At 67.2% G+C, this 26,391-nt stretch carries 20 protein-coding genes; 15 read left to right on the top strand and 5 right to left on the bottom strand.

The genetic code is table 11. The annotated features are described in order from the left end of the window. The first annotated feature begins 173 nt into the window (after positions 1 to 173). The 4 genes from C3E79_RS09500 to C3E79_RS09485 all read left to right on the top strand — a co-directional run bounded on the left by C3E79_RS09500 (position 174) and on the right by C3E79_RS09485 (position 10,014). On the top strand, positions 174 to 6,053 hold the full coding sequence (locus C3E79_RS09500; protein ID WP_158268484.1) for a DUF5979 domain-containing protein: 5,880 nt from the start codon (positions 174 to 176) through the stop codon (positions 6,051 to 6,053). A 119-nt stretch (positions 6,054 to 6,172) separates the two neighbouring features. Beyond that, positions 6,173 to 7,669 carry a SpaH/EbpB family LPXTG-anchored major pilin gene (locus tag C3E79_RS09495; protein ID WP_108405154.1) on the top strand — a complete coding sequence of 499 codons (1,497 nt, stop codon included), beginning with the start codon at positions 6,173 to 6,175 and terminating at the stop codon, positions 7,667 to 7,669. Positions 7,670 to 7,702: 33 nt separating this feature from the next. Beyond that, on the top strand, positions 7,703 to 9,139 hold the full coding sequence (locus C3E79_RS09490; RefSeq protein WP_146183384.1) for a hypothetical protein: 1,437 nt from the start codon (positions 7,703 to 7,705) through the stop codon (positions 9,137 to 9,139). Continuing rightward, positions 9,136 to 10,014 carry a class C sortase gene (locus C3E79_RS09485; RefSeq protein WP_108404682.1) on the top strand — a complete coding sequence of 293 codons (879 nt, stop codon included), beginning with the start codon at positions 9,136 to 9,138 and terminating at the stop codon, positions 10,012 to 10,014. The genes C3E79_RS09490 and C3E79_RS09485 overlap by 4 nt, the downstream gene beginning before the upstream one ends. A gap of 321 nt (positions 10,015 to 10,335) precedes the next feature. On the opposite strand, the gene C3E79_RS09480 is transcribed toward C3E79_RS09485, so the two are convergent. The 4 genes from C3E79_RS09480 to C3E79_RS09465 all read right to left on the bottom strand — a co-directional run bounded on the left by C3E79_RS09480 (position 10,336) and on the right by C3E79_RS09465 (position 15,546). Then, positions 10,336 to 10,815 (bottom strand): hypothetical protein, encoded by a 480-nt coding sequence (locus tag C3E79_RS09480; RefSeq protein WP_108404681.1) that lies wholly within the window; start codon positions 10,813 to 10,815, stop codon positions 10,336 to 10,338. 92 nt (positions 10,816 to 10,907) lie between these two features. Further along, positions 10,908 to 14,687, bottom strand: coding sequence for a Pls/PosA family non-ribosomal peptide synthetase (locus C3E79_RS09475; protein WP_108404680.1), 3,780 nt, complete (start codon positions 14,685 to 14,687; stop codon positions 10,908 to 10,910). Positions 14,688 to 14,738: 51 nt separating this feature from the next. Next, positions 14,739 to 15,191 carry a MarR family winged helix-turn-helix transcriptional regulator gene (locus tag C3E79_RS09470; RefSeq protein WP_108404679.1) on the bottom strand — a complete coding sequence of 151 codons (453 nt, stop codon included), beginning with the start codon at positions 15,189 to 15,191 and terminating at the stop codon, positions 14,739 to 14,741. Between the two features lie 52 nt (positions 15,192 to 15,243). Then, positions 15,244 to 15,546: a rhodanese-like domain-containing protein gene (locus C3E79_RS09465; protein ID WP_108404678.1), complete on the bottom strand. Its 303-nt coding sequence runs from the start codon at positions 15,544 to 15,546 to the stop codon at positions 15,244 to 15,246. Between the two features lie 35 nt (positions 15,547 to 15,581). On the opposite strand from C3E79_RS09465, the gene C3E79_RS09460 reads away from it, so the two are divergent. Together C3E79_RS09460 and C3E79_RS09455 are read left to right on the top strand one after the other, a co-directional pair. Continuing rightward, positions 15,582 to 16,244, top strand: a complete 663-nt coding sequence (locus C3E79_RS09460; RefSeq protein WP_235840619.1) for a sortase family protein — start codon at positions 15,582 to 15,584, stop codon at positions 16,242 to 16,244. A 75-nt stretch (positions 16,245 to 16,319) separates the two neighbouring features. Further along, the gene (locus C3E79_RS09455) at positions 16,320 to 17,177 is read left to right on the top strand and encodes a hypothetical protein (RefSeq protein ID WP_108404676.1); all 858 of its coding nucleotides are present in this window, start codon (positions 16,320 to 16,322) and stop codon (positions 17,175 to 17,177) included. Positions 17,178 to 17,477: 300 nt separating this feature from the next. On the opposite strand, the gene C3E79_RS09450 is transcribed toward C3E79_RS09455, so the two are convergent. Next, the gene (locus tag C3E79_RS09450) at positions 17,478 to 17,954 is read right to left on the bottom strand and encodes an inorganic diphosphatase (RefSeq protein WP_108404675.1); all 477 of its coding nucleotides are present in this window, start codon (positions 17,952 to 17,954) and stop codon (positions 17,478 to 17,480) included. Between the two features lie 64 nt (positions 17,955 to 18,018). On the opposite strand from C3E79_RS09450, the gene dacB reads away from it, so the two are divergent. The 9 genes from dacB (at position 18,019) to C3E79_RS09405 (ending at position 26,381) form a co-directional block, all read left to right on the top strand. After that, the gene (dacB, locus tag C3E79_RS09445; RefSeq protein ID WP_108404674.1) at positions 18,019 to 19,269 is read left to right on the top strand and encodes a D-alanyl-D-alanine carboxypeptidase/D-alanyl-D-alanine endopeptidase; all 1,251 of its coding nucleotides are present in this window, start codon (positions 18,019 to 18,021) and stop codon (positions 19,267 to 19,269) included. After that, positions 19,269 to 20,156, top strand: coding sequence for a tRNA lysidine(34) synthetase TilS (tilS, locus tag C3E79_RS09440; protein ID WP_108404673.1), 888 nt, complete (start codon positions 19,269 to 19,271; stop codon positions 20,154 to 20,156). The genes dacB and tilS overlap by 1 nt, the downstream gene beginning before the upstream one ends. A 405-nt stretch (positions 20,157 to 20,561) precedes the next feature. Beyond that, positions 20,562 to 21,173: a hypoxanthine phosphoribosyltransferase gene (gene hpt, locus C3E79_RS09435; RefSeq protein ID WP_108405153.1), complete on the top strand. Its 612-nt coding sequence runs from the start codon at positions 20,562 to 20,564 to the stop codon at positions 21,171 to 21,173. Positions 21,174 to 21,189: 16 nt separating this feature from the next. After that, positions 21,190 to 23,658 (top strand): ATP-dependent zinc metalloprotease FtsH, encoded by a 2,469-nt coding sequence (gene ftsH / locus C3E79_RS09430; RefSeq protein WP_108404672.1) that lies wholly within the window; start codon positions 21,190 to 21,192, stop codon positions 23,656 to 23,658. Next, positions 23,648 to 24,220: a GTP cyclohydrolase I FolE gene (folE, locus tag C3E79_RS09425; RefSeq protein ID WP_108404671.1), complete on the top strand. Its 573-nt coding sequence runs from the start codon at positions 23,648 to 23,650 to the stop codon at positions 24,218 to 24,220. The genes ftsH and folE overlap by 11 nt, the downstream gene beginning before the upstream one ends. Before the next feature lie 49 nt (positions 24,221 to 24,269). Continuing rightward, the gene (gene folP / locus C3E79_RS09420; protein WP_108405152.1) at positions 24,270 to 25,085 is read left to right on the top strand and encodes a dihydropteroate synthase; all 816 of its coding nucleotides are present in this window, start codon (positions 24,270 to 24,272) and stop codon (positions 25,083 to 25,085) included. Then, entirely contained in the window at positions 25,078 to 25,455 is a 378-nt protein-coding gene (gene folB / locus C3E79_RS09415) for a dihydroneopterin aldolase (RefSeq protein ID WP_108405151.1), read from the top strand. Before folP ends, folB begins: the two co-directional genes overlap by 8 nt. A gap of 3 nt (positions 25,456 to 25,458) precedes the next feature. Then, positions 25,459 to 25,917 (top strand): 2-amino-4-hydroxy-6-hydroxymethyldihydropteridine diphosphokinase, encoded by a 459-nt coding sequence (gene folK, locus C3E79_RS09410; RefSeq protein WP_108404670.1) that lies wholly within the window; start codon positions 25,459 to 25,461, stop codon positions 25,915 to 25,917. Beyond that, positions 25,914 to 26,381 (top strand): DUF3180 domain-containing protein, encoded by a 468-nt coding sequence (locus C3E79_RS09405; protein WP_108404669.1) that lies wholly within the window; start codon positions 25,914 to 25,916, stop codon positions 26,379 to 26,381. The genes folK and C3E79_RS09405 overlap by 4 nt, the downstream gene beginning before the upstream one ends. The last annotated feature ends 10 nt before the right edge of the window (positions 26,382 to 26,391 follow it).

The raw sequence follows: 26,391 nt of genomic DNA, 5'->3' as shown, positions 1-26,391 counted from the left end.
CTGTATTGTTTGAGGGGAAAGTTTTACCCCTAAGTGTTGCTTGACTGCCGTATAGCTGTCATAATCCTGGAGGTATTAGTCGTTTAGTTGCGTTCAGCTGGATGCTGCCTCGTAGAAGGCTCGCTGGGCGCTGCACGGTCGAGCACCCACTTTTCGGAAAGGCCATCTCACCTATGTTTTCGGCTGCATCCCCCTCGATGAGCGAGTGCGCGCGGCGCACACTGTCGATCGTGGCAACGCTCCTCGTTGCGCTCGCGATCGTCGCGGCGCCCGTAGGCGTCCCGCAGGCGCAGGCGCAGGCGACCGTGCCCAACGCAACGAACTGGAGCTTCAAAGATTGCTCTTTCCGGCAGGGCGACCTCGCTCGCGACTACGCAAACAACACGTGCTGGATTAGTTTCAACCGCAGCGAGTTCAACGGCAATGTCGTGACCAAAACCATCGGGCCATACACGCTCACGATGCGGCTGAGCATCCAGAACTCGGATGCTCGAGACGGTTACCTGGAGACACAGAACGGGAGGCTCGGCACCGGTAGCGCATTCGGCGACTCTACGAGCGGTCAAGGTGTGTTTCATCCCTATGCCGGGGATGGAGGTACACCGATTATTCGCAAGGTGTCCACCCAATACATTGAGCTTTACGCAGACCAGATCGCTGTGACAAAGGGCGGGGTGCGCCAGGACTTTAGTGTGGTCTTCGCCGACGCGGAAGGTACGAAGAAAAACGGCTCCGTCGGCGAAATCATCTCCGTGGTCTCTACTGGGGGAACCACAATGGGCTACGGCCGCGTCACTCCTCAGGGCTATGATCAGGCCTGTACGGGCGCGAATCATCAAGACACAATGTTCGGTCCGGGCACTGTTATTAAGCCTATTGAATGGCCTGCCGCGGTGGCAGGATTCAAAGACTTTGTTTGCCGCGTTCCTGGTTTCACACTCAACCCGCCGGAGAGACCCGGAACCTGGACCTTTGAGACGAAAAACCCGTCCGCACTGCGAATTGGTATGGGTGCCTACACCAATACTGTTCAGGCCTTTGCCATGGGCATCAACCTCTCCCGCGCCTCCGTGCCCGCAACCGCCGTGAGCGTCGATTCCACCGCCTTTGAGCAGCAACAGACCGGCCAGGTCACCACGTTTAGCCCCAACGATTTGAAGGTCTACGACAGGCAGGGCACCACCGATACCCCTATCGATGTCACGCCGGGGACGACGGGGGCTTACATCCGCGCGCGCAATGCAGATAACTCCTACGCCGGCTCGGTGGTCTACCGCTCCACCGCCACCGGCGCGCAGGCGAACATGGCGACGAAGCGCTACGAGCCGACGTGGACCTGCACGCTCACGGACTCGAACTCCACGGCGATCACCCGTACGTTTAAGGCGGGGAGCGAACCGGAAGATATGCCGGTAAGGGTCAACAACGCGCCAGGGGGAAATTGGAGCGAGGTTGTGGTGACTGACCCGACCGGTCGCGTCCCGTCCTGCTCAGTGCAGTGGAAGACACGATTCTTGCCCACGACGCTGAATCTGCAGAAGTCGGTCACCGGAAACGCCGCCGGCTACAAAGACATCCAGCTGCGCCAGTTCACGTTGAACTACACGTGTACGGACCTTACGGTCTCCAACGTGCGCGCAAGCGAGGCCTACCCCGGACTCGAGCTGACGGGATTCGCCTCCCTCGAGCGCGGTACCTCGCAGACCACCGGCGTGCTGCCGAAGGGATCATCCTGCACGGTGACAGAGGATCCCGCCTCTGCCGCGCCGCCGTCAGGCACGAAGCTCGACCTGCAATGGAACACGGCGCCTACCGGGCCGGTGGCGAACCCGAACGGGGGAACCAACTCGTATTCCGTGCAGCTGCAGGACTCTAACACCGCCCACGCCTACGACAACTACAACTACGGCACGGGCACCTTGGTCTTAAGCAAGGAGATCTTCGGCGACCCGGTCATCGACGGATTCCAGCTTGATAACTACTCCTTTGAGGTCACCTGCGCCGCGACAAACCTGCCGAAGTGGACCGCGACGATCACGATGTCCCGTTCGGGCACCGCGGTCTCGGGCAGCACAGAGCTCTCCGGCATCCCGGTGGGGCAGGATTGCACCGTGCGCCCCTTAACGGACCTGGCGGGGGAGCAGCGAAATCAGATCCGGTTTACTGGTCGCACAGTCACCGTCGACGGTGCGACGGTGGAGGTTGATCCCGCGGCAAACTACTCCTACCACTTCACGCTTCCGGAAACCGACGGCGCGCGCAGCGAGATTCACTTCCACACAGGATACGAATACATCGTCCGCGAGGTGTTTGTGAACAAGCTCATCGTCGGGCCGGCTTCAGGTAGCCCCGATCTAGTGAGCCCCACCTACACGGCGAACTACCGTTGCACTGCACCCACGGGCAAGGTCACCGAGGGCACCGCGCAGCTCGGGGGGCACGGCAGTGAGGCGTCGATAGGCAACGTGCCCGTGGGATCGAGCTGCAACGTGTGGGAAAACGCGCCGGGGGATACCGCCAATACTGTCTTTACGGGTGCACGCGTGCGCTCCTTTGACGCGAGCGATATCCCCACCGAGGTGGATAACAGCCAGGCGCACAACGCGTCCGTGCTCAAGGTCTGGCTCACGCAAACCGGTGAACGCAACCTCGTGACGGTGGAGAACTCCTACGACTACAAGCTTGGCACCGTCACGCTGAACAAGGACGTAGTCAACACCTCTGGCCTCAATGTGCCCAGCTCGTATACCTTCCGCTTTAATTGCGGCACGAGGAACATAGGGCAAAGTGCCGTCTTCCTCACGGGTACTGCGCAGGTCGCGGCCGATGGGTCGACGGTGCTCCAGGCAACTGACCCGGCGGCGAACGACCAGGAAGGCGCAATGGGCGTTCCCTACGGCAACACCTGCACGTTCACGGAGGACCTGCCCACCCTCAGCGCCGCTGTCATCATGGACACGAACGTTCCCGGAATTACTGTGAGTGCTCCGACGAACTCCGTGACGGCGACGAACACGTTTACCGCAGCCGGCGATGGTTTCACCATCTACCAGGCCCTCGGCGGAGAAGAGGAGCTCATTCCCGCCGGGGGTATGTCCTACACTCTCGTCTGCACCGTCAACGAGGCGGTTGTGGTCAATCCCGCAGAGCCACCCGCGGAGACGACGGCAGTGGAGAAGACCTTCACGTTCAACCTCACAGACGGCCAGGAAGGACGCGTCACTGCGGAAGAGCTTCCCCTCGGCAGCGAATGCGTGATCAGCGAGGCTAACCCGGATAGCCTCACGCGCACGAACTACAAGGGCACTGAGTACAAGATCAACCGTGAGCTGGATACCCAGTCCTCGGACCCCTCAACCATTGCTCTTGGCACGCCTTTTACCATCGGCCAGTCCACGGTGTTCGGCGTCTCGGCTGACTATAGCTACAAGCCGTCGACAGTCACAAGCACCAAGCAGGTGATCTTCGATACCGCCACGGAGCAATACATCTCCGACCCGCGCAAGCAAATCAAGCGGGATCGGCAGTTCCCCATCACTCTCGTGTGCACCAGCCCCGATGGCTCGCCGCTGGTGAACATCTCGACGACCATCAAGGATGAGCAAACCCTTTCCCAGGGGGGCATTCCCGAGGGTGCGGAGTGCGCTGGGTCCGAAGGGGCGACGACGACAGCCAGTGGCGTGACCTTGACCACCAAGATCGGTCTCAATACCGGCGAGGGGAACACCAGCGTCGACGGCAACTCGATCGAGTTCACCGCCCGGGAGGGCGATGACTTAATCACGATTCAAAACGTCTACTCCCGCCGCCTGACGGACATCAAGCTAGACAAGGTCGCGATCCTGCCCGCCAACGTGCGGGAGCAGTACGCCGCTTCTGGCCAGGACCTGCAAAAACAGCTCTACACTCACCAATTCCACTTGCAGTGCTTCGACCCGGAGACGGGGGATACTGCCATGCTCTTCGAGCAGACCCAGTCGATTACGGGAGAGGGCACCACGACCTATACCGGGGTGCCAGTCGGCGCTGACTGCAAGATCGACGGCGATAACTTCGGATCGTTGCGTCTAGAGATGCGCGATGGTGGCCAGAAGCTCGAGGCCTACCTCAAGCCCGAGGAAGTGGACTGGGTCATCGACCGAGCCGGCGGCAACGCGGTGGCAGACACTGCCCTCGACGATGGTGTGACGAGCTCGCCGGCCGTGCTCACCGTCGATGACGCGGCGGCCAACCACGTCACGCTGACGAACCACTACAACTACCAGTACTCCCCTGTGCAGCTGGAAAAGCGCGTGGAAGGCACGCAGGAGGACCTCTCCCTGTTGACCGAGACGCGGTTCCAATTCGCCATGCAGTGCAAGGCGATCGGCTTCCAGACCAACGTCATCGGCACGGACGACAACACCATCCCGAACTCCCTCGGTACTGGTGATTTCACCACGTCGAGCACCCCGTGGACCTACACCAGCCCGGGCGCACTCGTTCCCGCTGGTTCGCTCTGTACCTTCCGGGAGGTCGCCCCGGCGGGCCTGCCGCAGGAGCTCACCATGAGCGTGGCATCGGCGTCGAACGAGGACCCCGATCCTAAAGACCCAGCTACCGCGACGGGCCGCGCCCCGGTACCTGGAGCGACCGAGCCGACGAAGTTCACCTTCACCGACACCATCGAGCGACGCACAGCACCCGTCGGCCTCAAGCTGCGCCAGGCCGGCTACCTCGGCGGGGCCGCCGAGGCGGGCTACACGCTGGTGATCACCTGCGGTGCGGGGGAAGTGACCAAGACGTACCCGCTCACCAGCGTCGTTGAAGGCACGCTGCCGACAACCAACGGCAGCGTCGTGTCGGATGATACCGTCCTCCTCCCCGTCGGCCTAGAGTGCGCAATCAACGCAGAAAGCAGCCCCGCTCTCGCCGCCCGGGGCCAGGTCGAGGTCGTCGGCGGGGACCGGCGTCCCTACATGCGCTACGCGGAATGGGCCGGCGAGGCGTACAACGGGACCTCGAAAAACCTCACGCAGGTTCCTTTCGGGGACGTGGGTTCGAAGGTCTACAACACGACGTTCACAGTGCCCGGTAGTGCCCCGAGCGACTCGGTAACCTTCGTGCTCGGCGCGGAGTTCTACCACCCGCGCGCGCTATACGACGTCCGATTTACCAAGGAAGCCGAAGGCGAGCCAGGCAGCGGCAACACGTTCGCCTTCACCCAGGCGTGCAGCGCCGCGGACCAGTCCTTCGAGCTCAAGGACGGCGGTACGCACATTATCAAAGACGTCCCCGTGGATTCGACCTGCGTGGTCACCGAGGTCGACGACGCAAACCCCCAGGCCAACCCCGCGCTCACCGTTCAGACCAGCGGGGACCTCATCGGCGACGCCGCGGCCTCCTCAAGCTCGGGCACCGTGTCCTTCGTCGCGCTGGCGACCAGCGGGGAGGACACCTCGACCGCGGGTGATCGCTGGGCACTTACGGTGCTCAACAGCTTCCCCGGCATCGAGGTGACCAAGCGCATCCCGGGCACCCCGGTGAGCGCGGTGACCGGCGCGGTGGCCGATCGCGCGATCCTTGCCGATGACGCCACGACGATGGAGATCACCTACACGGTGAAGAACACCGGCGTGTTCGACGCCCAGGTCACGGAGTTTAAAGACCCCTCGTTGGCCGGCTACAGCGTCAATGGCACCGACATTGGCGAAGACGGGGTCATCCCGGCCTCGGTGTGCGCCGGAGGAACCGTGCCGAGCGGCCAGTCGCTGACGTGCACGGTGACCGTTGACATCTCCGGCGAGCCTACGGATAAGACGTTTAGCTACTTCGGCGACGTCACCATCACGGCGACGTCGAACGGACAGACGCTTACCGCCACCGACGGCTACGGCGCGCTCCGGCTCACAGGCATCATCGGCGCACTTCTGCCGGATACCGGCATGCAGACGCTCGCGTGGATGCTCGTGCTAGGCCTGTTGCTCTTCGGCTTCGGTGCGTGGCGATTCCTGCGGCGCGAAGACGGGGCGTCGACAAGCGAAGAAGCGGAGGCCATTGATGCGACCGTGTAAGCGAGCCCGATTCATGCGGAGGCTGTTCGGCATGACGTAAAACCACGGAAGAGTCCGACCAGCCCACACCCTTTCCCCCGTCCTAACTTCACAGATCTTCCTCGAAAGGAAAGCCCACCATGTCCCGAATCTCTTCCAAGGCCCTGGCGATCGCCGCAGCGGCCACCATCGCGGCGGCCTCCCCGCTCGCGTTTTCCCCCAACGCCCCGTTCGCAGTTGCGCAGAACACCCAGGGTGTCGACATCAACGCCGATGCCTCCCTGACCATCGACAAGCGCCTCGGCGAGGCTGGCGGCACCACTACGCCGCTCCAGGGCACCTCGTTCAAGGTCGAGCGCGTTGCGATGACCAACCAGCTCAACACCGCTGCCGGCTGGCAGGAGGCCTCCGACATCACCGCCGCCGGCGCCGCTGCCGCTAACGTAACCGGTGAGGCATTCACCGTTGCCACGGGCGCTGACGGCAAGGCCGTCTTCCCCGACGTGACCGTCGGCCTCTACCGCGTGACCGAAATCCAAAACGGCAACTACACCGTCGCAGCCCCGTTCCTGGTCACTTTGCCGCTGATCGAGGATGGCGTGGTCAACTACAACCCGACTATCTCCCCGAAGAACCAGCTGCTTGAGCCGACCAAGTCCGCGGTGGATACCAACGTCACCGTTGGCCAGGACATCGTCTACACCGTCAACGCTCCGGTTCCCGCCGGTGATGTGCTGCAGGACGACACCCGCACCATCACCCAATTCCGCATCGAGGACACGCTGCAGCAGGGCCTGACCTACAACCAGACCGAGGGTGCCCAGGTGACCGTGACCGGCGGCGCCGGCGGTGAGACCCTGGAGGCCGGCACCGACTACACCGTCGACTGGACGGCACCGAAGCTGACCGTTGACTTCACCGACGCCGGCCGCGCGAAGCTGGCCGAATGGCGCGCCACCAACCCGGGGCTGACCGTCTCGGTGAAGTTCAACGCCACCGTCACCCAGATTCCGGCCAACGGCCAGTTCTCCAACACCGCCCAGGTGTTCATCCCGAACGCGACCACACCGCTGGACACCACCCCGTCCACCCCCAACGACGGTACCGACGACGCCGTGACCACCCAGTACTCCGATGTCGCCGTGAGCAAGACGGTTAACGGTGTCAACGTCGACGAGGGCACCACCGGTGCCGGCGCAGTCTTTGAGATCTACGAGTGCACCGCTCAGGGTTCCAGCTACCAGATCGCCGAGAATGCGGCACCGCTGACGGGCGCGAACGCCGAGGGCACCGCTACCGCCGGCACGACGATCACCACCGCCGGTGGCTCCGCAGATGCCGCTGCCGTTGCTAACGGCTACGCCCTCCAGTTCGACCCGGAGAAGCAATACTGCGCCGTGGAGACCCAGGCCCCGGCCGGCTACCTGCTCAAACCGGATCCGACTCCGCTCAACCTCACCACCCCCGGTGACGCGGACAGCCGACCGATCTACACCGCCACGGTGAACAACGTCAAGGACAACATCTTCGGCAAGCTGCCCGCAACCGGTACCACCACGATGCTGGCCATGCTCGCGATCGGCCTCGTGCTCTTCGCCGGCGGTGCCGCCTACCAGCTCCGCCGCAACAACGCATAGGCCGAGCACACTACTGCAAGGAAGGATGAACCCATGAGTCGACGAGGAAGGTGGCTGCCTCTGGCGGTCGCAGCTGCACTGACTGCGGCGGCGACCCCGGTGGCGCTGCCCGCCGTCGGGCCTGCCGCAATAGCGCAGGCCGCCGGAACGGTAGATGTCAGCCTCGTCGACTCGGTGGGGCAGGAGTGGTTCGAGCTCATCGGCGACCGAGACGTCGTGCTCAGCCGCATCGATGGGATCGACCCCTCCACCGCAGCGGGCCAGGAGCAGCTTGGCGCGCTCGATGTCCCGGCGCTGCTGCGCTCGGGAACCACGCTTGACGAGGTTGCCCGCGCGGCAACCAAAGACGGTGTGGCCACTCTCACCGGCCTCGAGCCGGGCGTCTACCTCCTCGAGGTGGCCGATAACCCGCAGACGCGGGACGCACGCGTGTCTTACGCGCCCGCGGTTGTCGTGCTCGCCCCGGGGGCCATGACCCGCACCTTCGCTCCCAAGGCGCAGGTGCTGGGCGTGAGTGCCCAGGCGCTCACTGCATGCAACACCCCGCGCTGGCTCAACGCGGCCGCGCCGGGCACCTATGTCGAATACGATTATTCTTTCACTATCCCCAATCCCAGCGTCGACGGCGGCGTGGGGGTCTACGAGATCACCTTGGATTTCTCCACTGGGCACACCATCCAGTGGGAGGACTCCCCGGTGATCGTCCGGGCCGCGGCCGCAAAGATGCTGCTACGGCTGCCCTGGCTGCAGCCGCGCGGAGAGGAGACCGTGGTCAAGCTGGCCAAGCCGACGATTTCGCTCGTCGCGGGCGGAAAGACCACCGAGCTTGCGGATGGCCCCGGCTACACCGTCGCGCTCGACGGCACCAAGTCGGCGACGTTTACCTTAACGGAGCAGGCGCGAGCGCAGCTTGCCGACGCCCGCAGGGCCGACCCCCTCGCACACATCGAAATTCGGGTCCCCACCAAGGCGAACACGTCCGGCCCCTGGGGCACCCCGGGCCGCGGCGAGGTGCTTGGCACGCTGGAGACGACAGCGCACCTGCGCACCGACGGGATGGACGCCGTGCGCACCCCCGTCGACGTGGAAAAGACCAGCCACGTCAACGTGGTCACCCGCAAGGCCTGCTTCCTGCCGGGTTCCGACGATTCCGGTTCGGGCGGCACCGACGGGCCAGGAAACAACGGCCCGGGCAGCTCCGGTCCCGGCAGCAATGGCGCCGGCGGGTCCAGCTCCCACGGCGGCGCCGGGCAGCCCGGTGGCGGCGATGGTGGGCCTGGGGCCCAGCCCCAGGCCGCTGGACCAGGCGAAGGCGCCCAAGGCTCCGAGCAGGGCGGGACACAAGGGGGCTCCCGTTCCGGGCTCGCATCGACCGGCGCGGGAGTGCTCGGCATCACCATGCTGGCACTTGTGCTCATTGCCGCGGGTCTCGTCCTGCGCCGGCGCGGGCGTGGTGGGGCCGGGGCGTGAGCGTAGGCGTCGATAAGCGGGCCGCGAGGCGGAAAAGCGGCAACGCAGCCTCCCTCGTCGTGCTTGTGCTGGGTGCGCTCCTGCTGCTCTACCCCGTGGTGTCCACGTTGGCGAACCACTACACGCTGATCCGGCAGAACGAGGTCTACTCGGACGCTGTTGAATCACTCAGCGACATCGAAAAGGCCGATCAGCTGCGCCTCGCCCACGAGTACAACGACTGGCTCCTCGCCACCGGGCCGCACGCGCGCCCGCCGGTCGAGGGCGACGACGGCTTTGACTACTACATGTCGCAGCTGGTGCTGCCCGAGAACTTCTCCACCATCGCGCGCATCCGCATCCCCGCCATCAACGTCGACCTCCCCGTCTTCCACACCACCGCGCCGAAGGTGCTCTACGACGGTGCCGGCCACATGTACGGCTCCACCCTGCCCGTCGGGGGAGAGGGGACCAACGCCGTGATCTCCGCGCATACCGGCATGGTTAACGCCGCCATGTTCGACCAGCTTCCCATGCTCAAAGAAGGCGACGACATCTACATCGACGTCATGGGCCAGCGCCTGCGCTACCAGATGACGGGGCGCGAGGTGGTCAAGCCCGAGGCCTACGACCGAGTGACCTACGAGCCGGGCAAGGACAAGATCACGCTGATCACCTGCACCCCCTACGGGCTGAATACCGACCGGCTGTTGGTGCACGCCGAGCGCGTGCCGCTTGACCCCAGTGTGCCGGAGCCGGAGGTGTCGGGATGGGCGTGGTCGTGGTGGATGATCGCGGTGGTGGCGCTCGTGGTCATCGTCTCCCTGCTGGTTGCGTGGCGGGCTGTGAAGCGCCGTCGGGCGGCGCGGGCGCGGCTAGACTCCGCGGACGCATAGCCCGGTTGCGCCTGCACTGCGAAAAGTCTCCAACTGCACGGCGCTGGGCTTCGGTGTGACATCTCGGCAGCTGGCCTGGGTGAGATGTCACATCGAAGGATTCCCAGCCGCATTACCCCGATGGTTTTCCTCTTAGATCTCGCCGGGGTATCGAGTGGAACAAAGGCCTGCTGCAGGATTTCCTCGTTGGGGTTCGACGCGACAACCTGGGTGGACCCGGAACAACGAAAGATCGGGGCCGGCGACTTATACATCGATGACGAGACACAAACGGCCCCGATAACGGGGCCGAATAGAGCTTATAGGTGCGGGGGCTGGCTCCTAGCGTGCCGCCGGAAGCAGCCCCGCCTGGACGGCGAGGTTGTAGGCGCCGCCGAGGACCGCGGCAATGATGCCGGCCCACAGGAGGCTCCAGCCGATCTGGGTGCCGATGTAGGCGGTGTCCACCGAAGAGCCGCTGACCGCGGAAAGGGCCGCCAGCTGGCGTGCGGAGGAGCCGTTGGGGGCGGCGCCCGGCTCCTCGGCAATGCGCTCGGCAACCTCAGCGCCTCGCAGCACATCATCGGCCTGGCGGCTGGAGGCGTCGATGAGGGAGCTCGCCAGCGGGATGACGGTGCCGTTGACGGTATCGTCGACCTTCGAGCTGGAGCCGTCGGTGTTGCTGGAGTCCTGGGCGGAATCGGAGGTGCTCGAGGTCTTCAGATCGGTCGAGGACTCTTCGGCGGACGCGGCGGCGGTGCCGGAGACGGCGACGGCGGCAGCGAGTGCGGAGGCGAGCAGGGTCTTTTTGACGGAATTCATGGGGAACCTTTCGAAAGCTCAATGGGTGTACACAACATTTATCATGTTGCGTCCCAGAACCGTTACAGCAGGGTTGCGTTAGGCGACGGTCGTCAAGCTGAACCCGGCGGGGAGGGCTCGATGGGGTTGCCCTGCCAGGTGGAGTCGGCGGGGACGGCGTCGCCACGCATGACCAGCGAGCCCGGGCCCACCGTCGCGCCCGGGCCGATCGTGGAGGCCGGCAGCGCCACCGAGTGGGGCCCGAGCGTCGCGCCGGGCTCAATAGTCACGGTATCCAGCGACATCACGCGGTCTTGGAACAGGTGCGTTTGCACCACCGTGCCCGGCCCCACGGTCGCGCCCGCGCCGACGGCGCACAGGTCGGTCTCCGGGAACCAGTAGGAATCGATCCACGCGCCGCGCCCAATGCGTGCGCCGAGTAGCCGCAGCGCAATGTTCATCTCTGCTGTGCCGGCGGCGTGGGTGAAAAACCACGGGGCGGCGACGACCTCGATGAACTGGTCTTGTAGCTCGCCGAGCCAGACAAACCAGCTGTAGAGCGGGTGGTCGCCGGGGGTGTGGCGGCCCACGCAGGTCCACTTCGCCACCGCGGCGACGGCGACGGCGATCGCGCCGAGCGCCATGAAGGCAAGCCCGCCGAGGGCGTATCCCCACCACCCGAGGCGGGCGAGGGCGTAGTGGATGAGCCCGACGTAGCCGGCGGCAAGCACCCCGCTCGCCATCGGCGCGAGCAGTCGCATGGTCTCGATCACCGCGCGCTTGCGCTTCACGCGTGCCGACGGCCTATAGGTCAACGCCTCCCCGCCATCCGCCAAGACCTCGACGCGGCGCATCCGCTCCGGCGGAGAGCCCCACCAGTTCGTCCCTGCCTTCGACTTCTTCGGCGTGGAGGAGAGCACCGCCACCAGCGAGTTTTTCGCCAGCTTGCGGCCGGGCTCCGCGATGCCGGAGTTGCCCACGAAGGAGCGTTTGCCAATCGTGGTCTCCCCGGTGCGCATCCAGCCGTGCCCCAGTTCGTAGGTGCCGATGAGGGTGTCGTCGGCAAGAAAGGCGCCGTCTTTGATGGTGGTGAGCTTTGGAATCATCACCGCCGTGGAGGCCTCGACGTCGCGGCCGACGCGCGCGCCGAGCGCGCGCAGCCACGTCGGGGTCAGGGCGCCGGCGTAGAGGGGGAAGGCGCGCGTGCGGGCGTCGTCAAGCAGGCGGGTGATCGTCCACAACCGCCAGCCCTGCGCGGAGCGCACGGGCCCCACCCCCGGGCGCAGCCCCCACGAGCAGGCGCGCACGCCCGCCCAGGTCAGCGCGAGGTAGGTCGCCAGCGCGACGAGCGCGCCGAGCGGGGCGAAGAGCAGCGCGCCGACGTACGGGTTGCCGGCGGTGGCGGCGACGAGCGCGAACACCACCGCCGCGCCCGCCAGCGCGGAGGCGGCAGGCACGGCGGCCAGCGCCAGCGCGGTCGCGCCGTATACCCACGCCCAGCGGGTGCGCCGCGGCGGGTGTGAGTCGGGGAAGCGCTGCTTAGAGCGGCCGACCTTGCGGGCGGGGGAGCCGGCCCAGCGCGCCCCCTTCTTCACAGGCTTGCCGCCGGTGAGCGTTGAACCCGGCTCAATGTGCGCCCCGGCGTGGATCTCGGCGCCGGGCATGAGCGTGGAGCGGGCCCCCACGCGGGCGTCCCTCCCCACGTCGATCGTGCTCACCCGCAGCACGTCGCCGTCGAGCCAATAGCCGGTAAGGTCTACCTCGGGCTCGACGGCGGAGTTGTCGCCGAGCGTGAGCAGGCCCGTTACCGGGGGAATTGAGTGTAGGTCAACGCCGCGGCCGACCTGCGCCCCGAGCATCCGCGCGAGGTAGGGGACGAACGTCGAGCCGGAGATGTTAAGCGCCCCCGAGGCCTCGAGCCAGCGCTGCGCCGCCCACAGCCGCAGGTGGACCCGCCCGCCGCGCGGGTAGTCGCCCGGGGCGATGCGCCCGCGGATGAGCCGGGCGCCGAACGCGCCGATGGGCAGGCGGCCTAGCGGGGTGCACAGCGCGAGGAACAACGCCGCGAGTACGCGCCAGTCCAGCTCCAGCCAGCCCAGCGCGGTGGCGATGATCGCCCACCAGGTCACGTACGTCGCCGCGCGCAGCGTCATCACCGGGATCTGGATCAGCGTTTGCGCCGCGCGGGTGCCCGCCCCGACCGGGCGGACCGTGCGTGGCTCAACGGGGGCATGGGAGCCGAGCGAATCCGCGAAATCCGCCAGCGCGGCGAGGCGCGGGTGGTCGTAGAGGTCGCGCACCGCGATCGTGGGGTAGCGCTCCCGCAGCCGCGCCACGAGCGTCGCTGCCGCCAGCGAAGAGCCGCCGAGCTCGAAGAAGTCGGCGTCGCGCGACTCCGCGGGAACGCCGAGGACCTCGTGCCACACCTCGGCCAGCCACGCCTCGGTCTCGCTCATCGCGCCCATCTCCGCCGTCGACGGCAGCGGCCACGGAAGCGCGGCCTTGTCTACCTTGCCGGAGGTGCGCACAGGCAGCTCCTCCATGACGTATAGGCGCGGGACGAGGGCGGCGGGCATGAGCTCGGCGAGGCGGGAGCGCAGCTCGGCGGTGTTTAAGGACGCGCCCTCGTCGGGCGAGACGTAGCCGACGAGCACCTTGTCGCCCGCCCCGGTCGTTTTCACCGCGACGGCCGAGTTGTACACGCCCGGCAGCGCGGCGACGTTCGCCTCGACCTCGCCGAGCTCGATGCGCCGCCCGCCGATTTTCACCTGGTCGTCCGCGCGCCCGATAAACGCCAGGCCGTCCTCGGTGACCTGCACGTTATCGCCCGTGCGGTAGGCGCGCTCCCAGGTATCCAGCGGGGCGTACTTCTCCGCGTCCTTGGCCGGGTCGAGGTAGCGCGCGAGCCCGACGCCGCCGATGACGAGCTCGGTGCCCTCCACGCGAAGGTCCCACCCGTCGAGCGGCCAGCCGATCGTCACAGGCCTGCCGCGCTCGAGCTTCGCTGCCGACGCCACGACGGTTGCCTCTGTGGGCCCGTAGGTGTTCCACATCTCGCGCTCGGCGGTGGCCAGGCGGTCGACGAGCTCCTGGGAGCACGCCTCGCCGCCGACGATGAGGAGGCGGACGTTATCGAGCGCCTCCGCAGGCCACAGCCCGGCGAGCGTGGGCACCGTGGAGACGACTGTGATGTCGCGGCGGATGAGCCACGGGCCTAAGTCTTGGCCGGAGCGCACGAGCGAGCGCGGGGCCGGCACCAGGCAGGCGCCGTGGCGCCACGCCAACCACATCTCCTCGCAGGAGGCATCGAAGGCCACCGAAAGCCCCGCCAGCACGCGGTCATCGGGGCCGAGCGGCTGATCGCGGCAGAAGAGGCGGGCCTCTGCGTCGACGAACGCGGCCGCGGATCGGTGCGTGACCGCCACGCCCTTCGGCGTGCCGGTGGATCCGGAGGTGAAGATGATCCAGCAGTCGTCCCCCGGGGCGGGCTCGTCGGTGTCGCCGTGGCCGGCCGGCGTGAGTGGGCGGAAGCCGTCGTCGGTAAACAGGCCGTCGATACCCGCCTCGCCGAAGACGAGCTCGGCGCGCTCGTCGGGGTCGTCGGCGTCGACCGGGACATAGGCGCAGCCCGCCCACAGAGTGGCCAGGATGGCGAGGTAGAGGTCGCGGCGCCCCGAGGTCATGCGCACGCCGATGCGCATCCCGCGGCGCATCCCGTGGCGGTGCAGCTCGGCGGCAAGGTTACGGACCTGAGAGATCAGTTCGGTGTAGGTGATGACCTCGCCGTCATCGATCGCCGCGGCCTCCGGGTAGGCGGCGGCGGTGTCTTGCAGGATCGTGATAAGCGTGCGCGGGGCAGGAGCCAAGTGGGAACGCAGGAGCTTGTCAGTCATGGATTATTATAATAATGGGTACGAGCCAACGAATGGGCATCGGGGTCGTGCCTAGCTGGCCTTTCCTGCCTCGTCCTCCTGCAAGATTGCCTGGGAGAGCTTCTTCAGGCTCTTGAGTTGCTTCGTCGTCGACATGTCGAGGGCGCGGTCTTCGGCGGCGGCGACGGCCTCGGCGAGCTGCGCCTGGGCCTTGATCCCCTTCTTCGTGGGGGTGACGATCTGGCGGCGGCGATCCTGCGGGTCGCGGTCGCGGGTGACCCACTCGTGGCGCTCAAGCGAATCGATGAGGCGGACCATGTCGGAGGCGTCGATCACGAGCAGCTCAGCGAGCTGCGTCTGGGAGCAGGCGTGCTCGCAGACGCAGGTGAGGATCCAGAATTCTCGCATCGTCGTGCCCTGCTTGCCCAAAGCGCGCTCAACCTGGTCCTTGGTGTGGCGCCGCACCCGCTCGATCTGGAACGAGGGGGATTTCATCAGCGCTCCGGGGAGTTCAGTTCCTGCCATGTGTCCAGCATAAACGTATGCGCTTGACAGGCAAAAAGGTAGGGGATGTCAATTACTCCCCGCGTTCATGAGGTAGATCGGCCTCCACCCACGCGGTCGTGCCGCCGTCGACGTTGATGACGCCGTCCCACCCGAGGGACTGCTCGAGATATTCCGCGGCCTGCGCGGAGCGCCCACCGGAGCGGCAGATGAGGTAGATATCCTTGTCCGGATCGATGCGGCCGGTGAGGGAGGCGAACTCGCTCAGCGGCAGGTTCACGGCGCCGGTGGCGCGGACCTCGGTGAATTCGTCGGGCTCTCGGACGTCGATAAGCTGCGCGCCCGAGGGAACGTCGGTGACCGTGACTGTTTTCATGGCCGCCAGTGTACGGATCAGATAGCGTATACGCCGTGACCGTCCAGCCCCGGCGCCTGCCGCGAAAATACTACGTGCGCCGGCGCGTTGCGGCGCTTGTGTTGCTGGGCCTCGTCATCTTTGCGGTGGCGGGGGTGTGCGCGCGGTCCGCCCAGCCCCCGCCCGCGGCCGCGCCTGCGGTACCCTCCCAGGCACCGGAGGTCGTCGTGCAGTCGCGCCCGGTGGAGCTCGAGGTGGCGTCGATAGGCATACGCGCGCAGTTCGAGCCGGCGGATTGCCGCGTGAAAAACGGGGCGATCAACCCGGCGACGCTGGGCCAGGCGTGCGCATACACGGCGCCGGATCGGCCCTACCAGCTCCCCGGGACACACGCGGGGGATGTTGTTGTCATCGCTGGTCACGCTGGGTTGGGGGCGGTGTTTGACAAGCTTTACGATGCCTCAGCCAACACCCACCGAGTCTCCATCGGCGACGTCCTCTACCTGCGCACGGAGTCCTCCGGGGAGAAATGGCTGCGCTACCGCGCCACCGACCTGCACGACCCGTCGAAGGCTGCGCTCTCGGAGGACCCGGCGGTGTGGGGTGTGGGTGCCACGCCCGGGCGCCTGCTCACGATTAGCTGCATTCAGCCGCCGCTTGGCGACGCCGTCCGCAACGCCGTCGTGGGATGGCAGTTCGACGGCGTGGAGTTGCGCTGAAACGCGTGTGAATGGTGGTAGGGTTGAGGTAACGTTCAAGTTGATGTTGAGACTTAACCCCCCTGGAGTGATCCCATGAAGCGCAATCGCACCACCCTCGCCGCAGCCGCCCTCGCCGGCGCGCTGGCGCTCAGCGCCGCGCCCACCGCATGGGCACAGGAATACCCGGCAGCCGCCACAGACGCCCACGGCAAGGAATACTTCCTCAACGCGGAAGGCACCCATTACCTTGCCGACAGGGAGCTTGCCGACACCGCCTTCAACCTCCTGCCCGCCGAAGAGCGCGACAAGGCCATCGACGTCACCCGCGCCGCTGTCGCCGGTCTCATCGGCACAGGCGAAGCCATCGCGCCCTCGAACGCGGGCGCGCCCGTAGACACCCCGGCCACCGAGGTGAAAAACGAAGAGGTCTTCGGGCCCGAACACGTCGACCCGAACTCCGACCAACCCGTCGCCGCCGGGCTCATCGCCCTGCCACCGGTGCTCACCGTGGCCGAGCAGACCTACTACCTCAACGCCGACGGCAAAACCTACGTCACCGACGTCGCGCGGGTGACCGAGGCCCCGACACCCGAGGAGATCGGCGACTCCCAGACGCTGCTTGCCGAGCACGGCGCCGAAGTCGCACGCCAAGCCCTCGAAGCCGCCCGCGCCGGCGGCCAGGCCGTCGAGTACGCCGCGACCCCGACCTCTGGTCCTGCTCCGGCTGCTGGTTCCGCTCCGGCTGCTGGTTCTGGTTCGGCTTCTGCTTCTGCTGAGCCCGTTCCTGCCGCGGATGTTGCACCTGTCTCGGGTGAGCCCGTCGCTGCGGTGCAGCGAGGCATGGCGGCCGAGACTGGGAGCAACGCCATCACCCGTGGGCTGTTTGCACTGGTCCTGGCCTCCGCGGTCGGGGCTGCAGTATTCGCCTACGGGCGCCGGTTCCTGGTCTAAACATCGGCCAGGTGGCTGAGATGTCACCGTTTCGGGGTTGTTCGGTGTGACCACCTGGGGTTTTGTGCCCCGGATTCCGTTCAGTGTGACATCTCACTCGGGCTGGCCTGCCGAGATGTCACATTCAAGCCCTGCGTGACTGTGACCACCTGGGCAAAAGCACCCCCAAAACCCGCCCCCCCCAAAAACCACCCGCCAGCCGAAAACCGATAGCCACAACCCGGCTCGGTGGAGGCGGTGAGCTGCACAAGAGAGCAACAAAAATCCCCCGGTGGGCGGCAGCCACCGGGGGATAGGGCGTTACTTCTTGTACTGCTCCAGGGCGGCCTGGAGGATCTGCTCGGCCTCGGCACGGTCGCCCCAGCCGGAGCCGGTGACCTCCTTGTTCGGCTCGAGGTCCTTGTAGTGGGTGAAGAAGTGCTCGATCTCGTCCTTGACAAACTGGTTGACGTCGTTGATGTCCTGGACGGCGTCGTAGCGGACGTCGTCAACTACGCAGAGGAGCTTGTCGTCGCCGCCGGCTTCGTCGGTCATCTTGAACACGCCGACGGGGCGGGCCTTGATGGTCACGCCGGGGAAGACAGGCTCCTGGGTGATGACGAGGGCGTCGAGGGGGTCGCCGTCGTCGGCAAGCGTGTGATCGATGTAGCCGTAGTCGGCGGGGTAGCCCATCGCGGTGAACAGGTAGCGGTCGAGGAAGACGCGGCCGGTTTCGTGGTCGACCTCGTACTTGTTGCGCGAGCCCTTGGGGATTTCGATGATGACCTCGATGGACATGGGTACTCCTTATTCGTAGATGGATGAGACCTCGCCCATCATACGTGGGCTAAGGTAACAGCCGATGAAAGCTTGGACGTGGGTAACTGGCGTCGCCGCGCTCGCCGCCGTGGGGTCGGTGGCGGCCTTCGGCGTCGCCGCGCAGCGCGAGCTCTCCCAGCTCAGTGTCGCGCCGGGGTACGCGATGGAGCAGGCGGCGCCGGTGTTGGAACCGGCGGTGGGGGAGGGTGTCGATAAGCAGGCGCTCCGCGCGGCACTCGCGCAGGCCGCCGCTGACCCTGCGCTCGCAACGTTCCACGCGCGGGTGAGCGACATCTCGGGCGAGGTGGTCTTCGAGGCCTCGCCGGATTCCCCGCTCACGCCCGCCTCGAGCACGAAGATCCTCACCGCAGCCGCCGCGATCGCCGAGCTTGGCGCCGCCGACACCATCACCACGACCGTCGTCGCAGGCTCGCGGCCCGGTGAGGTGGTCATCAAAGCCGCGGGCGACGTGTGGATGGGCACCCAGCGTATCGACGCCCTCGCCGCCGGCATCGGTCACGCCGACAGCGTCATGATCGACACCAGCGCCTGGCCGGACGAGACCATGCTGCCGGGCTGGGACCCCGTCGACATCGACGGCGGCTTCGTCGCCCCGCTCGAACCGGCGATGCTCAACGCCGGGCGCGGGCTCGCCGAGGAAACCGGCGACGTGCCGCGCTCCCACACCCCTGCGCTCGACGTCGCGCAGGCGGTGGCCGACCGGGTGGGCGCGACCACGGTCGGCTACGGGGCGGCCGACCCGGCGGCGCCTGTCATCGCGAGCGTCGAATCGCCCGACCTGGTGGCCCGGCTGCGCACGATGATGAAGGAATCCGACAACGTCATGGCCGAGGCGATCGGCCGGGAGATCGCCGCCCACCGCGGCGGGACGGCACCGCAGGCCACCCTCGACGTGCTCGCCGGGAGGGGCTTTGACACCTCCGGGGTGACGCTGGCCGATAGTTCTGGCCTTTCCACCCTCAACCGCATCACCCCGGCGCTGCTCAACGCCGTCGTGCTCTCCGCGGTGCAGGGCAGCGAGCTCGCCGCTCTGATTGATGCGCTGCCCGTCGCCGGCGGGGACGGCACTCTCGCGGAGCGCTACGGTGATCTGCCCGGCCGCGGCTGGGTGCGCGCAAAGACCGGCACCCTCGACGGAACCTCGGCGCTCGTCGGTACCGTGACCAGCCGCGTCGGCAACGTCTACACCTTCGCGCTGCTCTCCAACGGCTCCGATGTCCTGCCCGCGCGCCGCGCCCTTGACGTGCTCGCCTCCGTGCTGCGGGACTACTGATGCAGCCCTTCTGGCCGCGCCATAGCCCGCACTTCCTCGCGTGTCGACGCGCCGTCCGCCCCTTCGACGGCCCAGCTACCATCGGTCTCTCCGGCGGCCCCGACTCCCTCGCGCTGGTCGCCGCTGCCGCCGCCGAGGGCAAGGACGCCCACGCCGTTGTCATCGACCACGGCCTGCAGCCCGGCTCCTCCGCGGTCGCCTCGAAAGCCGCCGCGCAGGCCCGCGAACTCGGGGTGCCGGCGACCGTCGTGGAGGTAGCGCTTCGGCCCGGCAACATCGAGGCCGCCGCCCGCGAGGCCCGCTACGAGGCGCTGCTCTCCTTCGGCCGCGAGGTCTGGGTCGCCCACACCGCCGACGACCAAGCCGAAACCCTGCTGCTAGGCGCCCTGCGCGGAAACCCGTCGGGGATGTCTGCGCGGGGCCGCGTGACCCGCCCGTTCCTCGGGCTGCGCCGGGCCGACACCGTGGGGGCATGCGCCGAGCTCGGGATCACCCCGTGGGACGACCCTATGAATTCGGACCCCGCTTATCGACGCGTCGCCATGCGTCGCGACGTCATCCCGCTACTGTCCTCGCTCGTCGGCGGCGACGTCGTCCCCGCCCTGGCAGCCACCGCGAACCGCATCGCCGAGGACCGCGAACTTATCGAAACCCTCGTAGACACCTCGGCGACCCCATCGTGCGCGGCCCTCGCCACTGAGCCCGCCCCGGTGCGTCGCCGCAGGCTGCTGGCCTGGCTGCAGTCCGAGGGAGTCGGAATCGGAGGGGCGCAGCTCTTGGCCGTCGAACGCCTGATTACCCATTGGCGCGGGCAGGGCCCCGTCGCACTGAGCGGGGGAGTGGCAGTGCGACGGGTCGGCGGGGTGCTGGAGATCTTGCGGAAGTGATCGGGGCTTCGGGGGGTGTTTTGTGGGCCGGACGTTGCGGTTTCGGGCGGTGTTTTGTGGGCCGGTTTTCGTTCGGTGTGACATCTCACCGGGCTGGCCTGCCGAGATGTCACATTCAAGCCCTACGTGACTGTGACCACCTGGGGAAACGCTGCTCGAAATTTGTTGTATGTGACGTTTCGGAACCGTAGGGTCACATTGAAGCCCTGTGAGACTGTGGCCACCTGGGAAACGCTGCTGGAAATTCGTTGTATGTGACGTTTCGGAACCGTAGGGTCACATCGAAGCCCAGCCGTCGCGACGCGGGCACAACCGGCGGGTCGCAAAGGGGCACCGGCCCGCTCGGCCTGGTCCGGGGTTGTCCGATGTCTCGCTGGGGTGGCATGATGTGAGACCATGAGCGAGCTGCATGACAAGAAGGACTACAACGTCCCGGCCAACCGCTACGGAGACGACGTTGAGGCGATCCTCATCTCCGAGGCTGAGCTGGCTGAGCGCGTCCAAGAGCTCGCGGACATGGTTTCGGAAAAGTACCGGGACGCAGAGCAGGAGCTCATCTTGGTCTGCGTGCTCAAGGGGGCGGTGTTTTTCCTCACGGATTTCGCCCGGTGCTTGAGCATTCCGAGCCAGTTGGAGTTTATGGCGGTGTCGTCGTATGGGTCGTCGACAAGCAGCTCGGGCGTCGTGCGCATCTTGAAGGACCTGGATAAGGACATCTCTGGGCGCGACGTCCTTATCGTCGAGGACATCATCGACTCCGGGCTCACCCTGTCGTGGCTGATGAAGAACCTAAAAGGGCGCGGACCGGCGTCGCTCAACGTGGTCACTCTGCTGCGGAAGCCGGAGGTGCAGACGGCGAAGGTTGACCTGCTCGACATCGGCTTCGACATCCCGAATGAGTTTGTTGTGGGCTACGGGCTAGACTACGCAGAACGGTACCGCGACCTGCCGTACGTGGGCACGCTGCACCCGAAGGTCTATTCCGAAGTGAGCGTCGACGATTCGGCCGACATCTAAAAACCCTAAAGGCTTCATGGATAACAACAAAGTGTTGCGGTGGGGCATTTTCGGCGCCACCGCCTTGATCGTCCTCTACCTGTTCTCCCTCATCGGGGACGATACCCGCAGCTACCAGCAGGTAGAAACCTCCGTCGCGCTGACGCAGCTGGCTGACGGCAACGCGAAGGAAGTGCAGATCGACGACCGCGAGCAGCGCGTGCGCATCGATCTGCGCGAGCCGATCACGGTCAAGGAGCGCGAGGGCGTCGAGTCCGTCATGGCCCAGTACCCGGCGCGCACCGCCCCGGCGGTGTTCGACGCGGTGCGCGAATCCGGGGCCGATAGCTACGAAACGAACGTCACGCGAGACTCGTTCCTGCTTTCCATGCTCGGCATGATGCTGCCGATGCTCCTCATCTTCGGCCTGCTGTCATTCCTCATGTACCGCATGCAGGCCGGGGGCGGGATGTTCGGTATCGGCGGCTCGCGCGCGAAGCAGCTGACCAAGGACAACCCGACGAACACGTTCGCGGACGTCGCCGGCGCCGACGAGGCCGTCGACGAGCTGCAGGAGGTCGTTGACTTCCTCCAAGACCCCGGCATCTACGAAAAGCTCGGGGCGAAGATCCCGCGCGGCGTGCTGCTCTACGGCCCTCCCGGCACAGGTAAGACCCTGCTCGCCCGCGCGGTCGCCGGCGAGGCGGGGGTGCCGTTTTATTCCATCTCGGGCTCGGACTTCGTGGAGATGTTCGTCGGCGTCGGCGCCTCGCGCGTGCGCGACCTGTTCAAGCAGGCCCGCGAGAACTCCCCGTGCATCATCTTCGTCGACGAGATCGACGCCGTGGGCCGCCAGCGCGGCTCCGGCACCGGCGGCGGCCACGACGAGCGGGAGCAGACGCTCAACCAGCTCCTCGTGGAGATGGACGGCTTCGGCCCGCGCGAGGGCATCATCCTCATCGCGGCGACCAACCGCCCCGATATCCTCGACCCAGCGCTTTTGCGCCCGGGCCGCTTCGATCGCCAGATCCCTGTGACCAACCCGGACTTGGCGGGCCGCCAGCAGATTCTCAAGGTCCACGCCAAGGACAAGCCGCTCGGCCCCGACGCCGACCTGGACTCTTTGGCCAAGCGTACCGCCGGCATGAGCGGCGCGGATCTGGCCAATGTGCTCAACGAGGCCGCGCTTCTCACCGCGCGCATCGGCGGAAACGTCATTACCGCCGACGCGCTGGAGGAGGCCACCGACCGCGTCATCGGGGGACCGCGCCGCAGCTCGAAGATCATCTCCGAGAAGGAGAAGAAGGTCACCGCCTACCACGAGGGCGGGCACACGCTCAGCGCGTGGGCGCTCAAGGACATCGAGCGCGTCTACAAGGTCACCATCCTCGCCCGCGGGCGCACCGGCGGGCACGCCATGACGGCGCAGGAAGACGACAAGGGCATGTACAACCGCGACGAGCTCTTCGCCCGCCTCGTCTTCGCTATGGGCGGGCGCGCCGCCGAGGAGCTCGTCTTCGGCGAGCCGACCACGGGCGCAAGCTCGGACATCGAGCAGGCGACCAAGATTGCCCGCTCCATGGTCACCGAGTACGGCATGTCGAGCGTGCTCGGCGCGGTGAAATACGGCACCGAGCAGGGCGATCCTTTCTCCATGTACGGCGGCGGCAACCAGCTCGACTACTCGCCAGCGGTGGCAGAGACCATTGATCGGGAGGTGCACGAGCTTATCGACGTCGCCCACCAGCGCGCCTACTCCATCCTCGCCGAGAACCGCGACTACCTCGATCGGCTGGCCGAGAAGCTGCTGGAGAAGGAGACGCTGCGCCGCCCGGACTTGGAGGCGATCTTCGACGGCATTGAGCCGCGCGAATCGGGCCTGCCCGTGGTGGATGAGCGCTTCGTCGCCCAGGTCGGCCGCGAACCGGTGAAGACCCCGGCCGAGCTGGCCGAGGAGCGCGGGGAGGAGCCGCCGAAGAAGGTTTCGCTGTTGGAGATGTCGCGCACGGCGCGCGAGCGCCGCATGGCCGAGCGCGCGAAGCGCCAGGAGGCTCAGGCGCGGGGCGATTCTTCCGGCTCGACCCGGTGGCGCCCGGGCGGGCAGGCCCCGAAGGGGCCGCAGAATACGCCCGCCACGCCGCGCTACGACGGCCCCGAACCCCCGCAGGGGTGGACCTTCACCGGCTCCCACCTGCACCAACCCCGCCAGGAGGAAAGTGCCCCGGAACACCCCGGCATGCGCAACTACGCGCCGCCGGCCAAAGAGCCGGCCAAGGAGCACGCAGCGGAGCAGGGCGAGGAGCTCATCGGGTTCCGCCTGCCGGATAACGAGCGCCCGCTAGGCGGGTCCTTTGAGCCCAGCGGGCGGCACGCCGCGCCCTCGGAGCCGGCGGGCGCGCCGGGCGGCGGCGAGGAGGAGTCTCCGAAGGGCGGCGCTGCGGACGTCGCCAAGCCGAGCGATGACGAGACCACGGAGATCCCGCGGGTGGGCGAGAATGAGCGCTAAATTCGACCGCGCCCGCGCCGAAGCCGCCGTGCGCGAGCTGCTCATCGCCGTCGGCGAAGACCCGGACCGCGAGGGGCTCGTGGAGACCCCGGCTCGCGTGGCGCGTGCCTACGAAGAGGTCTTCGCCGGCCTGCACACGGAGCCGACCGATGTGCTGGAGAAGACGTTCGCGGAAAACCACCAGGAGCTCGTGCTCGTGCGCGACATCCCGATCTACTCCACCTGTGAACACCACCTCGTGCCGTTTTACGGCACCGCGCACATCGGCTACATCCCCGGCCCCGAGGGGAAGGTCACCGGCCTGTCCAAGCTGGCGCGGTTGGCGGACCTCTACGCCAAGCGCCCCCAGGTGCAGGAGCGGCTGACCTCCCAGATTGCCGACGCGCTGGTGACCAAGCTCGCGGCGCAGGCCGTGATCGTCGTGCTCGAGTGCGAGCACCTGTGCATGGCCATGCGCGGTATCCGCAAGCCGGGGGCTGTGACGACCACATCGGCGGTGCGCGGCGGGTTCCAGCACAACCCGGCCTCCCGCGCCGAGGTCTTGAGCCTGATGAGGAGGTAGGTACGTGGCTAGCGTCGAAGAGCTCACCGTCCCCGGGCGCACCCTCGTCATGGGCATCCTCAACGTCACCGAGGACTCGTTTTCCGACGGCGGGCGCTGGCTCGATATCGATGCGGCGCTGGGACACGCCCGCGAGCTCGTCGCCCAGGGCGCCGACATCATCGACGTTGGGGCGGAGTCGACGCGGCCCGGGGCCACTAGGGTGCCCGCCGACATCGAGGCCGCCCGCGTCGCCCCGGTCATCGAGGCGCTTGCCGCCGAGGGGATCCGCACCTCCGTGGACACGATGCGCGCCTCCACGGCGGCGGCCGCGGTGGAGGCCGGGGTCGACCTCATCAACGACGTCTCCGCTGGCCTGGCGGATCCGGAGATGTATCGGGTCATGGCCGACAGCGGGCTCGCGGTGTGCCTCATGCACTGGCGTACCGACGTCTTCGGCAGCGCTGCGGGGGCGGCCGACCACGGCGGCGACGTCGCGGGGGATGTCCGGGCGCTGCTCGAGCGCTGCATCGCAGGCGCCGTCGATGCCGGGGTGGCGGAGAGCCAGATCGTCGTCGACCCAGGGCTGGGGTTTGCCAAGACCGCCGAGGAGAACTGGCGGCTGCTCGCCGACCTGCCTGAGTTCATCGCGGGGGACTACCCCGTGCTTGTCGGTGCCTCGCGCAAGCGCTTCCTCACCGCCATCAGGGCGGCCCGGGGGCTAGCCAGCGCCCCGCTCGAGGCCGACCCCGCCACCGCGGCGGTGACGGCGATCGCCGCCCAGATGGGCGCGTGGTGTGTCCGCGTCCACGAGGTCACGGCCTCCCGCGACGCCGTCGACGTCGCCGCGGCGTGGAACGCAGCGAGGGGTGGGAGCCGTGGCTGACCGCATCGCAATCACCGGCCTGAAGGTCTACGCACACCACGGCGTGCTCGCCCACGAGACCGAGTACGGCCAGGCGTTTTCTATCGACATCGTGTGCTGGCTCGACTTCGCCGCCGCGGCGGCGGGAGATGACCTCGAGCTCACCGTCAACTACGCCGAGCTCGCGCAGCTCGCCCACGACATCGCAACCGAGACGCCGCGCCAGCTCGTCGAGACAGTGGCCAGCGGCATCGCGGAGCAGGCGCTGGCGCGCTACCCGCAGCTGCACGCCGTGGAGGTCACCGTGCACAAGCCGCACGCCCCGGTGCCCCTGGTCTTCGACGACATCGCGGTGACCGCCCGGCGCTCCCGGAAGACCACGCGGGGATAGGCGATGCGCGCTGTACTCTCCACCGGATCCAACATGGAGGACTCCCGCGCCCACCTGCGCAGCGTGGTCGAGGAGTTCTCGGGCGAGCTGGTGGCGGCCTCCGATCTCTACACCACCGCGCCGTGGGGCGGGGTCGAGCAGGATGACTTCCTCAACCAGGTGCTCATCGTCGATGTCGATGAGAGCCCGGGCGAGCTGCTGCGACGCTGCCAGGGTCTCGAGCAGGCGGCGAGGAGGGTGCGCGCGAAGCGCTGGGGGCCGCGCACGCTCGACGTCGATATCGTCGACATCGAGGGCGTAGAGTGCGACTCCGGCGAGCTCACCGTCCCGCACCCGCGGGCGCACCTGCGGGCGTTCGTCCTCGTGCCCTGGCTCGAAGTCGACCCGGGCGCGAGGCTCGGGGGCGTGAGCGTGCGCGAGATCGCCGCGGGGCTCGGCGACCAGGGGGTGAGGCGGCTATGAGCGAGACCCCAATTCCGGGGCTAGTCGCGGCGGCCGGGTTCATGGCCGCGGCCGGGCTGATCTTGTGCCGCCGCTTCTACGGGGCCGTGGATATCGACGGCGCGCTGGTCTCCATGCCGCTGTGGGTTGTCGCGGCGCTGTGCTTTTACGCGGCGTACATGGTGAGGAGGCGTCGTCACGAAGGCAAGATCGGACTCGATCGCTCCCAGCTCAACCCCATGATGGCGGCGAACTTCATGCTGCTGGGCAAGGCCTGCGCCTGGGTGGGCGCGGTGTGCGGCGGGGCGTTTGCGGGGGTGGCCGTCTACATCGCCCCGCAGGCAGGGGAGCTCGCGGCCGCGGAGGCGGACCTGCCCGGCACCCTCTCCGGGCTTTTCGGGGGAGCCGCCCTGGCGGTAGCCGGGGTGGTCCTTGAGCGCTCCTGCGAGGTGTCGCCACCCACGGAGGGGGAAGCGGCCCGCTAAGGTGTTGGGC

This window comes from Corynebacterium liangguodongii (assembly GCF_003070865.1).
Taxonomy (GTDB): domain Bacteria; phylum Actinomycetota; class Actinomycetes; order Mycobacteriales; family Mycobacteriaceae; genus Corynebacterium; species Corynebacterium liangguodongii.
Note: the sequence above shows the minus strand (reverse complement) of the source record. Positions and strands in the feature narration are given on the sequence as shown.

Bases quoted from the DNA above. Each gene is read 5' to 3' on its own strand.
- C3E79_RS09500 (WP_158268484.1), top strand. From the start codon at position 174: ATGTTTTCGGCTGCATCCCCCTCGATGAGCGAGTGCGCGCGGCGCACA.
- C3E79_RS09495 (WP_108405154.1), top strand. From the start codon at position 6,173: ATGTCCCGAATCTCTTCCAAGGCCCTGGCGATCGCCGCAGCGGCCACC.
- C3E79_RS09490 (WP_146183384.1), top strand. From the start codon at position 7,703: ATGAGTCGACGAGGAAGGTGGCTGCCTCTGGCGGTCGCAGCTGCACTG.
- C3E79_RS09480 (WP_108404681.1), bottom strand. From the start codon at position 10,815: ATGAATTCCGTCAAAAAGACCCTGCTCGCCTCCGCACTCGCTGCCGCC.
- C3E79_RS09475 (WP_108404680.1), bottom strand. From the start codon at position 14,687: ATGACTGACAAGCTCCTGCGTTCCCACTTGGCTCCTGCCCCGCGCACG.
- C3E79_RS09470 (WP_108404679.1), bottom strand. From the start codon at position 15,191: ATGGCAGGAACTGAACTCCCCGGAGCGCTGATGAAATCCCCCTCGTTC.
- C3E79_RS09465 (WP_108404678.1), bottom strand. From the start codon at position 15,546: ATGAAAACAGTCACGGTCACCGACGTTCCCTCGGGCGCGCAGCTTATC.
- C3E79_RS09455 (WP_108404676.1), top strand. From the start codon at position 16,320: ATGAAGCGCAATCGCACCACCCTCGCCGCAGCCGCCCTCGCCGGCGCG.
- C3E79_RS09450 (WP_108404675.1), bottom strand. From the start codon at position 17,954: ATGTCCATCGAGGTCATCATCGAAATCCCCAAGGGCTCGCGCAACAAG.
- dacB (WP_108404674.1), top strand. From the start codon at position 18,019: ATGAAAGCTTGGACGTGGGTAACTGGCGTCGCCGCGCTCGCCGCCGTG.
- tilS (WP_108404673.1), top strand. From the start codon at position 19,269: ATGCAGCCCTTCTGGCCGCGCCATAGCCCGCACTTCCTCGCGTGTCGA.
- ftsH (WP_108404672.1), top strand. From the start codon at position 21,190: ATGGATAACAACAAAGTGTTGCGGTGGGGCATTTTCGGCGCCACCGCC.
- folE (WP_108404671.1), top strand. From the start codon at position 23,648: ATGAGCGCTAAATTCGACCGCGCCCGCGCCGAAGCCGCCGTGCGCGAG.
- folP (WP_108405152.1), top strand. From the start codon at position 24,270: ATGGGCATCCTCAACGTCACCGAGGACTCGTTTTCCGACGGCGGGCGC.
- folK (WP_108404670.1), top strand. From the start codon at position 25,459: ATGCGCGCTGTACTCTCCACCGGATCCAACATGGAGGACTCCCGCGCC.
- C3E79_RS09405 (WP_108404669.1), top strand. From the start codon at position 25,914: ATGAGCGAGACCCCAATTCCGGGGCTAGTCGCGGCGGCCGGGTTCATG.